7 protein-coding genes and 2 pseudogenes are annotated in these 13043 nt (G+C 39.5%); 5 read left to right on the top strand and 4 right to left on the bottom strand.

Going from position 1 to position 13043, the window contains the following annotated elements; translation table 11 throughout:
• Positions 1-37 precede the first annotated feature (37 nt).
• The 3 genes and pseudogenes from G7074_RS05550 to G7074_RS05540 all read left to right on the top strand — a co-directional run bounded on the left by G7074_RS05550 (position 38) and on the right by G7074_RS05540 (position 4915).
• A complete protein-coding gene (locus G7074_RS05550; RefSeq protein ID WP_025145205.1) occupies positions 38-1030 on the top strand; it encodes a DNA-directed RNA polymerase subunit alpha in 993 nt (330 codons plus the stop codon).
• A 122-nt stretch (positions 1031-1152) separates the two neighbouring features.
• Positions 1153-1689: a 50S ribosomal protein L17 gene (gene rplQ / locus G7074_RS05545; RefSeq protein WP_124561709.1), complete on the top strand. Its 537-nt coding sequence runs from the start codon at positions 1153-1155 to the stop codon at positions 1687-1689.
• 206 nt (positions 1690-1895) lie between these two features.
• A pseudogene (locus G7074_RS05540) lies at positions 1896-4915 on the top strand (glycoside hydrolase domain-containing protein).
• A gap of 507 nt (positions 4916-5422) precedes the next feature.
• On the opposite strand, the gene G7074_RS05535 reads toward G7074_RS05540, so the two are convergent.
• Positions 5423-6055, bottom strand: coding sequence for a gluconate 2-dehydrogenase subunit 3 family protein (locus tag G7074_RS05535; RefSeq protein WP_124557767.1), 633 nt, complete (start codon positions 6053-6055; stop codon positions 5423-5425).
• Positions 6056-6067: 12 nt separating this feature from the next.
• Entirely contained in the window at positions 6068-7804 is a 1737-nt protein-coding gene (locus tag G7074_RS05530; protein ID WP_166207335.1) for a GMC family oxidoreductase, read from the bottom strand.
• A 289-nt stretch (positions 7805-8093) separates the two neighbouring features.
• Between G7074_RS05530 and G7074_RS05525 the strand changes: the two genes are divergently transcribed.
• On the top strand, positions 8094-9281 hold the full coding sequence (locus tag G7074_RS05525) for an SAM-dependent methyltransferase (RefSeq protein ID WP_124557769.1): 1188 nt from the start codon (positions 8094-8096) through the stop codon (positions 9279-9281).
• Positions 9282-9615: 334 nt separating this feature from the next.
• Here G7074_RS05525 and G7074_RS05520 read toward each other — a convergent pair.
• Both G7074_RS05520 and G7074_RS05515 read right to left on the bottom strand, forming a co-directional pair.
• A pseudogene (locus G7074_RS05520) lies at positions 9616-10040 on the bottom strand (murein L,D-transpeptidase catalytic domain-containing protein).
• Positions 10041-10171: 131 nt separating this feature from the next.
• Positions 10172-10531 (bottom strand): DUF1304 domain-containing protein, encoded by a 360-nt coding sequence (locus G7074_RS05515; protein WP_124557770.1) that lies wholly within the window; start codon positions 10529-10531, stop codon positions 10172-10174.
• A gap of 553 nt (positions 10532-11084) precedes the next feature.
• On the opposite strand from G7074_RS05515, the gene dnaK reads away from it, so the two are divergent.
• Positions 11085-12986 (top strand): molecular chaperone DnaK, encoded by a 1902-nt coding sequence (gene dnaK / locus G7074_RS05510; RefSeq protein WP_124557771.1) that lies wholly within the window; start codon positions 11085-11087, stop codon positions 12984-12986.
• Positions 12987-13043 lie beyond the last annotated feature (57 nt).

Genomic DNA, 13043 nt, shown 5'->3' with positions numbered 1-13043 from the left:
TTACTATATATTCAATAACGAATTTAAAAAATTATAAATGGCAATTTTAGCATTTCAGAAACCTGACAAAGTGATCATGCAGAAATCAACTGATTTCGATGGCACATTTGAATTTCGTCCTTTAGAGCCCGGTTTCGGTGTAACAATTGGTAATGCCTTAAGAAGAATTTTACTTTCTTCATTAGAAGGCTATGCTATTACTACTATTCGTTTTTCAGGCGTTTCTCACGAGTTTTCTACCATGAAAGGTGTTGTAGAAGATTTAACTGATATTATCCTAAACTTAAAACAAGTTCGTTTTAAGAAAACAGGCGATTCAGGTGATTCTGAAAAAGTTTTCATCATCGTTAATGGTCAAGATCAGTTTAAAGCTGGTGATATCACTAAATTCTCTAACAACTTTACAGTTTTAAACCCTGAGCACGTAATCTGCAACATGGATAAATCTGTTACTTTGGAAGTGGAATTAACCATCAATAAAGGACGTGGTTATGTACCTGCTGAAGAAAATAAAGTTGCTGATGCTGTTGTAGGTGTTATTGCGATCGATTCGATTTATACTCCGATGAAAAATGTAAAATACACGATCGAAAACTTTCGTGTTGAGCAAAAAACGGATTATGAGAAATTAGTATTGGATATCTCTACTGACGGTTCAATTCATCCAGAAGAAGCATTGAAAGAAGCGGCTAAGATCCTTATCCAACACTTTATGTTATTCTCTGATGAGAATTTGGTATTAGAATCTCAGGCTAAAGAAGAAACTAAAGAGGTTGACGAGGAAATTTTACACATGCGTAAAATCCTTAAAACTGAATTAGTGGATATGGATCTTTCAGTTAGAGCATTAAACTGCTTAAAAGCTGCTGATATCCGTACTTTAGCTGATTTAGTTTCTTACGATGTTGCTGATATGTTAAAATTCAGAAACTTCGGTAAAAAATCTTTAACAGAGATTCAAGAACTTGTAAAATCAAAAGGTTTATCATTTGGTATGAACCTGTCTAAATTTAAATTAGACGAAGAATAATTCAATTTTCAGTTAACAGTTTTCAGTTTGAAAATTGGATATTGAAATTTGAGAATTAAATATTTTTTAACAGTGTATAATTCCCTCTGAGACAGAGACGGTATACACTTAATCAAAAAACAATGAGACACGGTAAAAAAGTTAATCACTTAGGCAGAACCGACAGCCACAGAAAAGCGATGTTAGCTAACATGGCTACTTCACTTATTAAAGCAAAAAGAATTACTACAACTTTAGCTAAAGCTAAAGCTTTACGTACTTATGTTGAGCCATTAATCACTAAAGCGAAAAATGACACAACTCACTCACGTCGTACAGTTTTCTCTTACCTACAAGATAAAGAAGTAATCACTATTTTGTTCCGCGAAGTGGCTGAGAAAGTTGCAAACCGTCCAGGTGGTTACACTCGTATCATTAAATTAAACAACCGTTTAGGTGATAACGCTGAAATGGCTTTAATTGAATTGGTAGATTATAACGAAGTTTACGGTAAAGATGTAGAAGCTAAAGAAGAGAAGAAAACTACTCGTCGTGGTAGAAGCAAAGCTGCTGCTCCTAAAAAAGCTACTGATGCGAAAGCTGAAGTTGCTGAAGAGGCTGCACCAGAAGCTGCTCCTGCTGAAGAAGCACCAGCTACTGAAGAACCAAAAGGAGAATAATTTTATTCACCTTAAGATTTGGAAAGTCCTGTTCGAAAGAGCAGGACTTTTTTGTTTTCTAATCGTTTGATCGTCATTGCGAGGTACGAAGCCTGCCTGCTGCAGGCAGGCAGGCAATCTTAATGCGATCGTTGTAAGATTGCTTCGCCGTTCCTCCTCCCAATGACGGGTCAATTGAGCAAACGTTTGTCTCATTTTTTCATTACATGACTTTATTTCAAGCAGCTATGCATAAATTAGCTTCAAACAAATTAAAGATGAAATTTAGGTTATTTCTATTATCCTGCCTTTTTTGGCAGTTCTCCCTCCATGCACAAACACTAAAATATACGAATGGCAATAGTTCATGGAACGCAGATTCGCTAGGCAACCACAGGGTTGTAATACAATTCTCTGGTACTGGTAAAATCGCACATGCTAAAATAGACTGGCGCAGGAGAGATGAACACCCAGAAGCTAAAGGCCTCATTATTCAGGATGCAGATGGTAATAATGTAGCTGTTTTTGAGACTGATAAATTAACCCGCGAAAGTGCTGACATTTATTTTGAACCTAGTGGTGCGGGAAAATACTACGTTTACTACTTGGCCTATAAAAATGAAGGCAGAAGCAATTATCCTAAAGGTGTTTATTTAAAACCGAAACAGATAGATCAAAGCTGGCTAAACCAGGCAAAACGTACAGCTGTGAATAGTTCGGTACTGGAAATACAATCTGTTGATGCCTTTAATAGCTTCTACCCAATGGAAGTTATTGCTACTGCGAAAGAAACTGCTGCAATTAAAGCGAAAAACAATGCGGAAGCTTTTGTGGTATTTCCGGAGGATAGGCTGTATCCAATTAAAATGCAAAACGATTTGCCTTATCGTTGGATCCAAAAAGGGACGAGTGCTACTTTTGCAGGCACTGCAAGCAAAGGCGAAAATTATGCTTTTCAGTTAGGCGTATTTGCATTAAAAGACTTAAACAATCTAACAGTTAGCTTTGGTGATTTAAAAACAGCCAACGGAAAAGTAATTCCCGCTAAATTTATTAATTGTTTAAATACAAAAGGAACCAGTTACGATAATAAACCGCTGGTAGAAGTGGTGAATGTGACTTCAGGTAAGGTTCAGCCGATGTGGGTTACCGTTGATATTCCTAAAACAACAGCCGCTGGTGTATACGTGGGCAACTTTACAGTTAAAGCCAATGGAAAAGCAAAAGTAATCGCTGCCAGAATTACTGTAGGAAATGAAGTACTTGCTGATTCCGGTGTAGGAACACCTGCTAAGCAAACCCGTTTAACCTGGTTAAATTCAACACTGGCACAAGCCAATACTGTGGTGGCACCTTACACGCCACTAACGGTTCAGGGAAATGTGATTTCGCTTTTGGGCCGTAAATTTGAGATCAACCCCGATGGTTTCCCTAAACAAATCCAGACTTTCTTTAATGCCGAAATGACGGCTTACACCGATAAGCCCAACAATATTTTAGCTGAGCCAATTCACTTTCATTTTTTTAATACACCAAAAACACAAGAGAAATTTGTTGCAAGTAATTTCCAGATTACCAGCAAAGAAGCGGGTACAGTCAAATGGACGGCTACCAATACCTCTGAAAATTTAAAAATGGATTTGGAAGGTGCTTTGGAGTTTGATGGTTATGTACATTACGTAATTAAGGTTACCGCTTTAAAAGATGTAGATTTCAGCAATGTTGATTTTCATATTCCATTTGATAAGGGTGCGACCAAATATTTAATGGGATTGGGCGAAAAAGGTGGTGTTAGACCGGATACTGTTAGGTGGAAATGGGATGTAGCCAATAAAAACCAGGATGCTGTATGGATCGGGAATGTAAATGCGGGGCTATATTACAATTTAAGAGATGAACGCTATGTTCGTCCGTTGAATACTAATTTTTACCTGCAGAAGCCATTATTATTGCCTAAATCTTGGGGTAATGAAGATAAAGGTGGAATTCAGATTAATGTTAAAGGCAGTTCGATGCTAGCCGATAACTTTACTGGCGCAAGAAGCATGAAAAAAGGTGATGTACTTTGTTATAATTTTAACCTGCTAATTACGCCGTTTCACTTGCTCGATACCGACTTCCAGTGGGATAACCGTTTTTATCATAAATATGGCGAATTAGATGCCATTAAAGCGGCAGGAGCAACTGTGGTAAATATTCACCATGCTACACCGATCAACCCTTGGATCAACTATCCGTTTATTGAATGGAAAAAGATGAAAAACTATATCAGCGATGCGCACAGCAAAGGCCTGAAAGTTAAGATCTACAATACCGTTCGCGAGCTATCGAACCATGCCTACGAGTGGCCTGCTTTGCGGAGTCTAGGTACTGAAGTTTATTCGCCTGGAAAGGGGGGGGCTTTAGCTGGTTGCAAGAGCATTTGGATTCTAATTACATTGCCGCCTGGTTTGTACCCGAGATTAAAGATGCAGCAGTAATTAATAGTGGAATGAACCGCTGGCATAATTACTATGTAGAAGGAATGAACTGGCTGGTAAATAATGTGGGGATTGATGGCGTTTATCTGGACGATGTGGCTTTTGACCGCGTAACTATGAAGCGGATTAAGCGTGTATTAACCCAAAATAACCATCCGGGTATTATCGATCTACATTCGGCAAACCAGTACAACAAAAGCGATGGTTTTAATAACAGTGCCATTTTATATATGGAACACTTCCCTTATTTGAACCGTTTATGGTTTGGCGAATATTTCGATTACCAAAAAAATAACCCTGACTTCTTTTTAACTGAAGTGAGTGGCATTCCGTTTGGTTTAATGGGCGAAATGTTGCAAGATGATGGAAACCCATGGCGTGGAATGATTTATGGCATGACAAGCCGTTTAGGTTGGTCAGAAAAGAGCGACCCAAAACCTTTGTGGAAAGCCTGGGACAATTTTGGAATTAAAGGATCTGAAATGTTTGGTTACTGGAGCGAAAACTGTCCAGTTAAGACCGACAATTCGAAAGTTTTAGCTACAGCGTATAAAAAGCAAGGCAAAACCATGATCGCTTTGGCTAGCTGGGCCGAAGGTGATGTAAAAGTTAATTTAAACATCGATTGGGCTAAGTTAGGTTTAGACGCCGCAAAGGCAAAAATAACTGCTCCGGCAATTGATAAATTTCAAACGGCAGGAAATTACACTGATGGAAAATCGGTCCCTGTTGAAAAAGGAAAAGGTTTGATCCTGATAGTGGAGTAATAATTTTTTATATAAAAATCGATATTGTTAGCAGAGAAGTTAATGTAAATAACTCCCTTAAAGTTCCAATCATTTCGAGCGCAGCGAAGTAGAGAGATTTGTCTCGAGACAGATCTCTCCATTTCACTGCATTTCAGTCGAGATGACGGTCTTTTTATATTATCCTAAGCCATAGTCCTCGTTTGCAAGGAGGATTATGAAGCTACACATTTGTAATGTGTTTTTTCAAGATCGATATAACCGATCAGCTCGTTCTTCGCGATTGCAAATCGGGTGGATGGCACAAAAAAATAGCTCAGGGTTTAAACCCTGAGCTATTTTTTTTAGTTGAAGCATTATACTAATTCCATGGTTCGTGTTTACACGAACCATATTATTTCGGTTGAAGATAATATACCGTCATTTCGAGCGGGCCAGATAGCTATCGGGTGCAGCGTAGTCGAGAAATCTGTCTCAAGATAGATCTCTCCACTCCGCAATGCTCCGGTCGAGATGACGGTTTTCGCTTTATACCTTCACATTTTCCATGCCGTATTGTTTTAATACATCGGCTGGTACACCAGCCCATTGGTTTGGCGCGTTACCTACATAACCAATATCTTTTACGCCCATTTCGGTTGTATAAAAGCCCGATGCAGTTAAATCTCTCATCCGGTTAAAAAATGTTACGCCCGGTCTTACTTCTGGTCTAGCCTTTTTAGGGTAAGCAATTTCATCTACAATTGAAATCTGTTGCGCTGCTGAAGCCTCTACAAATGGTTTCTGGAACTTATTGAAACAATAAACATCCAGCCATTTCAAGCCACCTCGCATAGGTACTTTATGTTCCGGAATGTCTTTTACAATAAATTCGATAAATTCAGGCACTTTGGCATCCGATGCACTACCCGAAACATCGTCTTTAGGGATAATGATATCGGCTAAAACGGTAATCGTTGCCATTTCATGTTTGGTAAAAAAGATTTCCGCTTTAAGGTTCTTATCGCGATCTATTTCCCATTGCTCCCTGCCGGTTTCTTTTGCCGTTTCTTCAGTTGCAACCGCTTCGGTTTTATTTTCGGGTTGTTTACAAGCCTCTAATATTACTGCAGTGCTAATGGCTGTTAAGCCCAATGCCTTTATGGAATCACGTCTGTTCATGTTGTAATTCTTTTAAATGTTTTGTTTTTTCTTTTGAGCTAAAATATATTCGGCGGTACGCATAGAAAGTGCCAGGATAGTCCAGGTGGCATTTTTATCGCCTTGCTGTACAAACGGGCCAGCATCTACCACAAATAGGTTTTTGCAGTCGTGCGCCTGGCAGTATTTATTCAATGCCGATTTTTTAGGATCATCGCCCATGCGTATGGTTCCAACTTCGTGAATAATTTTACCCGGATTAAGCAAGCCATAATTGGTATCGGCACCCTGTATTTCTGAAGTTACTACTGCGCCCATTTCTTTCATAATGCTTAAGAAAGTTTCCTGCATGTGCTTAGCCTGGAGGATTTCATCTTTTGCCCATTTGTAATTAAAGCGCAATACCGGTATACCATATTTGTCGACCATATTGGGGTCGATTTCGCAATAATTGTCTTCGCGCGCGATGGCAGTTCCTCTACCAGCCATACCCACGCCGGTACCGTAAAAACGGCGGTAATCGTCTTTTAACGATTTACCATAGCCACCAGCCTCTTTCATTTTGCCATCCCTGCCTGGTATCATACCATTCATTTCAGCTACACCACCGCCAAATCCATAAGCTGGCATGCCCATGCCACCCCAGTATTCGATGTGGTAGCCGCGCGGAAAGTTTAAGCGTTTATTATCCAGCCACCATGGCGAGTAAATGTGTACGCTACCCACGCCATCTTCGTTATAGCGTTTCCGATCCATCAATTGCGGTAGAAAACCAGAAACACTTGCTCCGGTGGAGTCGTGCAGGTATTTACCTACTACACCACTGCTATTGGCTAAGCCATTGGGGTGGGAGCTTGATTTCGAATTCAATAAAATCCTTGCCGATTCGCAGGCACTGGCACCTAAAATAACCAGCTTGCCATTAACCTGATATTCTTGCAGGTCTTTGCGGTTTACATACGAAACACCTTTAGCGCTACCGTCTTTATCGGTAATTACTTCACGCACCATCGCATCGGTAATTACCGTCAGGTTGCCGGTTTTTACAGCCGGGTTTACCAAACATGACGAGGCAGAGAAATCTCCGTAAACTTTACAGCTTCTGCCACATTGGCCACAGTAAAAACAGGGTGCGCGGTCGTTATTGTTTGGGAGTGCCTCAGTAAGTACCGAACCACGGCCTGCAATAACTTTTACACCGGCTTTTTCAGCCCCTTTTTTAATGAATAGTTCATTTAAACGCGGTTTTGGTGGCTTCATGAAAATCCCATCTGGTTCACTTTCAATGCCTTCAACTGTACCATAAATACCAATCATGCGGTCAACCTTATCGTAAAATGGCTTTACATCAGCATAGGTAATAGGCCAGCTATCGGTTAAACCATCCTTAGGTTTAAAATCTTCTGGTCCCATGCGCAGCGAAATTCTTCCCCAGTGGTTGGTACGGCCACCCAGCATGCGCGAACGGAACCATTCAAATTCGCTTTTGTTTTTTTGGGTATAAGGCTCACCTTCCAGTTCCCAGCCACCATAAGAAGCATCAAAATCGCCAAAAGGACGAACTGTACCAGCGCCTCGGCGCGGTGATTCCCAGGGCCATTTTAACTGGTGTGAATCTAATCGGGGATCGAAGTTTTGGCCAGCTTCGAGCAATAAAACTTTTTGACCTGCATGTGCCAATACGTATGCAGCCATTCCGCCACCGGCACCCGAGCCAACAATGATGGCATCGTAAACGGTAGGCGATTTCTTTATCTGAAAGTCACTCATGTAAAATGGTTAGATGTTTAATACATCTAATCTAAAGTTTAATTTTTTTAAATAAAAGCGATCACCTTCTTTAGAATCAGTATAGATAATGAAGCTTTAAACGTTTCTAAATCGTATTATGTCAATCATTTGTTTAAGGTAGCTTCAACGGTTTTTCAACTAGGAATACATTCCATATTCCCTCTTACATCTTTCATTGTTTTTTGTAATGGTCGCTCTATTGTTACATTATTTCAAGTATAAGGCTTAGCCCGTAAACTTGATTATCTTTGCAGCTTAAACTTTATCAATGCCAGTATCTGCCTATATCGAACAATTTATTGCTGCTTTAAAAGAGAGTTTTGAAACCAGAACTTTTGTAAAGGTTTCTTTTGGTAACTATAAAGGAGCAGAAGAAGCTTTAAAGCAAATCCTGATCCGCAGGGTGGTGATTAAACGTGAAGATAAATTGGCTTTTACTTATCGCTATAAAACCCGCGATGTGGTAAAAAATTATACCCTCGATGAGGCACTAAGTTTAATTACTGCTTATCTGGAGAATGGCTTTAAAATTGGCACCTTGTTTACCACAGATAAAGACCTGATACTGGAAGAGCTGAACAATGGAAAGGTAGTGATGAGGGAAAACAACGCTTCGAGCAAGGAGGCTCCGTCCGGCAATCACGATAAAGAAAAAACCAGATTGATTAAAGCAGGTTCGAAAACCTATTTAACGGAACTAAAAATCACCGATGCAGAGGGAAAGGTATTTAAAAATGCGCAGGATAAATTCCGTCAGATTAACCACTATATCGAAATTTTAAGTTCATTAATAAAAGAACTGCCGGCAGCAACCGTAAAAAAGGTCGCCGATATGGGCTCGGGTAAGGGGTATTTAACTTTTGCACTTTACGATTATCTGCATTCGGTTTTGAAACTGGAAACTGAAGTGGTTGGGGTGGAGTACCGCCAGGATATGGTTGAGCTATGTAATCAGGTTGCTGAAAAATCATCTTTCGATAAATTGAATTTTGTACAGGGAACAATTGAGGATTACCAGGCAGTCGATGTAAACCTGCTGATTGCACTACACGCCTGCGATACGGCAACGGATGATGCTATTTTTAAAGGAATTAAAGCCAATGCCGAACTGATTGTGGTTGCACCTTGTTGCCACAAACAAATACGCAGGGAAATTGAACAACACAAAGTGAAAAATGATGTTTCTTTTTTAACCAAATACGGAATATTTTTAGAGCGGCAGGCAGAGATGGTTACCGACGGTATACGTGCTTTGATTTTAGAATATTTTGGCTACAAAACCAAGGTTTTCGAATTTATTTCTGACGCGCATACGCCAAAGAATGTACTAGTTGTAGGAGTGAAGGGCAAAGCGCTAAGCGCAGAGCGGAAAGCGGAGGTTTTGGAGAAGATTAAAGCAAGCAAGGCATATTTCGGAATTGGTTACCATCATTTGGAGCGGCTTTTAGAACTTTAAATGGTTTTAAAAAGTTAATTATAATTGCTATTTCAGCCTTCATCGTTCGTATCTATCAAGGTCGAGCATCCATAGCTTTTTAGTGCCTAGTGCGTAAAAATCACTGTGTCCTCCTGTTACATAGAGCTTGCTGCCTATTATTCATTTCCGAAAAATAACCAAATAATATGAATTATCAATTAACGTGATAAATTAAGTTGCAGGGTTATATTAATAGCAAAGGCCTATGTTCAAATAGATCAGGTGAGAATGAGCACGAATTGGAGTATATATTCAAACATTAGTAGCCATTTAGGCCGTAATTAGTTTCTAAATCCTTTGATTTTCTAGCGTTTTAAACATTAATCCAAAGCAGTACCGGCTTTTTCTTCGTTTTGAGCAACCCGTATATTTTTCGCATTGTTGCATCAGATAAAACCGGGCAACCGGCACTTTGACCAAATAAGGTTTGTGGATAAATTTCATAATTGGGGACAGGACTGTAGGAATGCAAAACGACAATCCTTCTAAATGCTTACTGTTAGTTTCTTCTAATCCATACATTTTATAGTGCACATTAATTCCCCAGTTACTATAGGCACGGCCTTTAACCTTGTACTTTCCCGATGAAGTGCAATAGCTACCTTCTTTATTGCTGAACACCACTTTGGTTGGTGTGCTGTCTCCGCCTACACCATGAGCACATAATCCTTCAATAGTGATTGCTTTTTGCTTAAAATCGTAAACAAAAAGCCTGTTTTTACCAGAGTGGATACTCATATCAACCATGATGGCAATCGAGGTATCCATGTTATTTTTCTTGTAGTGTGGACACCAACCGATGGTAGGAATAAGAATTGATTGATACCAGTTGTTTTGGTTGGTATTGCCACCGACCGATAGAACGGAACTTATAAATGCAATAAAATCACGGCAATTAATGCAGGGATTGATTGCACATACAAAATTTTCTTACTGGCCGTTGCTGCACCATAAATACCTGCAATAATTACGCAGGTTAAGAAGAATATAGCTACATAAAGGCGCCAGTGGTGGTCGGTTATGCATAGCGACCAGATTAAACCTGCCGCTAAAAAGCCATTGTACAGGCCCTGGTTTGCGGCCAATGTTTTGGTTGGACCAAATAAATCTTTAGGGATGGTTTTGAAAACTTTTGGTGCTTTGGTTGTCCAGGCAAACATTTCGAGCCAAAGGATATAAATATGGATAAGGGCAACAAGCCCGATCATGATTTGTGCTGCTATCTGCATTATTTTTTAGATTATATGATTTAAGTGATTATACCGGTTTCGGTATTTTAAAGATATAAAACATTGACCGTATTTAGCCTGATCAATCCTAATTGTTGGTAGCGTTTTTGTTGTTTTGTTTAATGCGCTTTGCTGGGCAGGCCTGAGTTTTTTACAATAACTGTTTTTAACTAAACCTGATAGGAGCGGGCATCCCGATGTAAAATCGGGATAAAGTGGATAGAGGAGCTGCTGCTCCCGACGAGATCCGAACTTTCATTTTCAAATAATTTTAAGTATTTATCCTAATCTTCACCTCATGCTTTTAGCTTTAGTCTCTCAGCTTTGGCCTTTTTCATGCTTTAGTCTTTCTGCCTTGGTCTTTAGTCTTTCTTAGCCATCTGCCATCGTACATTTTTCATCTCTTTCTGTCATGCTGTCAGTATTAAATCAGATTATTTTTTACATTTTATCAGTCTTTTGCCCATATTATCTGCCAAAAACCAATTGGCACAAGCATTGTTTAATAGGAGTAGAAATTATAATACTTTAAAAAAGAGAAAATAAAAATACAATGGGAAAAATTATTGGAATAGACTTAGGAACAACAAACTCATGCGTGAGCGTAATGGAGGGCAATGAGCCTGTAGTTATCGCAAACAGTGAGGGCAAACGTACTACACCGTCTATTGTTGCTTTTGCAGAAAACGGTGAGCGTAAAGTTGGCGAGCCTGCTAAACGTCAGGCTATAACCAACCCAACAAAAACGATATATTCGATTAAACGCTTTATGGGTAACAGCTACGACGAAAGTGCGAAAGAAGCTGGACGCGTACCTTATAAAGTAGTAAAAGGCGATAACAACACGCCACGTGTTGAAATCGACGACAGAAAATACACTCCACAAGAGATTTCTGCAATGATTTTGCAGAAAATGAAAAAAACTGCTGAAGATTTCTTAGGTCAGGAAGTTACTGAAGCGGTAATTACTGTACCTGCTTACTTTAACGATGCACAACGTCAAGCTACTAAAGAGGCTGGTGAAATTGCAGGTTTAACTGTAAAACGTATCATTAACGAGCCAACTGCAGCTGCTTTAGCTTACGGCTTGGATAAGGCACACAAAGACATGAAAATTGTTGTGTTTGACTGCGGTGGTGGTACACATGACGTTTCTGTATTGGAGCTAGGTGATGGCGTTTTCGAAGTAAAATCTACTGACGGTGATACACACTTAGGTGGTGATGACTTTGACCACATTATCATTGATTGGTTAACAGCAGAATTCAAAGCTGAAAACAGCATGGATTTAGCTAAGGATCCAATGGCTTTACAACGTTTAAAAGAAGCTGCTGAGAAAGCTAAAATTGAGTTATCAAGCACAACTTCAACAGAAATTAACTTACCATACATTACTGCTGATGCAAGTGGCCCGAAACACTTAGTACGTACTTTATCTCGTGCTAAATTTGAACAATTGGCTGATAGCTTAATTAAACGTACTATCGATCCTTGTAAATCTGCTTTGAAAAACGCTGGTTTAAGCACAAGCGATATCGACGAAATTATCTTAGTTGGTGGTTCAACACGTATCCCTGCAATTCAGGATGCAGTTAAAGCTTTCTTCGGTAAAGAGCCAAGTAAAGGTGTTAACCCTGATGAAGTTGTAGCAATTGGTGCTGCTATTCAAGGTGGTGTATTAACTGGTGATGTGAAAGATGTATTGTTATTAGACGTTACTCCTTTATCATTAGGTATCGAAACTATGGGTGGTGTAATGACTAAATTAATTGAGTCTAACACAACTATCCCAACTAAAAAATCGGAAACTTTCTCAACTGCAGCTGATAATCAGCCTTCAGTAGAAATCCACATTTTACAAGGTGAGCGCCCAATGGCTACACAAAACCGTACAATTGGCCGTTTCATTTTAGATGGTATTCCACCAGCACCTCGTGGTGTGCCTCAGGTAGAAGTATCTTTTGATATTGATGCCAACGGTATTTTACACGTAAGTGCAAAAGATAAAGCTACTGGTAAAGAGCAAAAAATCCGTATCGAAGCATCTTCAGGTTTAACTGACGCTGAGATCAAAAAAATGAAAGAAGAAGCTGAAGCTAATGCAGCAGATGATGCTAAGCAAAAAGAAGAAGCAGATAAAATTAATGGAGCTGATGCTTTAATCTTCTCAACTGAGAAACAGTTAAAAGAGTTTGGTGATAAATTATCTGCAGATAAAAAAGCACCTATCGAAGCTGGTTTAGAGAAATTAAAAGCAGCACATTCTTCACGTAACTTTGCAGATATCGATGCAGCTTCTGCTGAATTGCAAGCTGCCTGGAACGTAGCATCAGAAGAAATGTACAAAGCTGGTGAGCAACCTCAGGGTGGTGAACAACCACAAGCTGATGGTCAGGCTCAAGGTGGCGATAACGTTACTGACGTTGACTTTGAAGAAGTAAAAGAAGAGAAATAAGTCTTAGAGTCTTCAGTCCTGAGTCGAGAGTCTTGGGAGTATAAAATAAAAAGCGTT

The sequence above is a fragment of the Pedobacter sp. HDW13 genome, from assembly GCF_011303555.1.
Taxonomy (GTDB): domain Bacteria; phylum Bacteroidota; class Bacteroidia; order Sphingobacteriales; family Sphingobacteriaceae; genus Pedobacter.
Note: the sequence above shows the minus strand (reverse complement) of the source record. Positions and strands in the feature narration are given on the sequence as shown.

Coding starts and splice junctions, on each gene's coding strand:
- G7074_RS05550 (WP_025145205.1), top strand. CDS start 38: ATGGCAATTTTAGCATTTCAGAAACCTGACAAAGTGATCATGCAGAAA.
- rplQ (WP_124561709.1), top strand. CDS start 1,153: ATGAGACACGGTAAAAAAGTTAATCACTTAGGCAGAACCGACAGCCAC.
- G7074_RS05535 (WP_124557767.1), bottom strand. CDS start 6,055: ATGAACAGACGTGATTCCATAAAGGCATTGGGCTTAACAGCCATTAGC.
- G7074_RS05530 (WP_166207335.1), bottom strand. CDS start 7,804: ATGAGTGACTTTCAGATAAAGAAATCGCCTACCGTTTACGATGCCATC.
- G7074_RS05525 (WP_124557769.1), top strand. CDS start 8,094: ATGCCAGTATCTGCCTATATCGAACAATTTATTGCTGCTTTAAAAGAG.
- G7074_RS05515 (WP_124557770.1), bottom strand. CDS start 10,531: ATGCAGATAGCAGCACAAATCATGATCGGGCTTGTTGCCCTTATCCAT.
- dnaK (WP_124557771.1), top strand. CDS start 11,085: ATGGGAAAAATTATTGGAATAGACTTAGGAACAACAAACTCATGCGTG.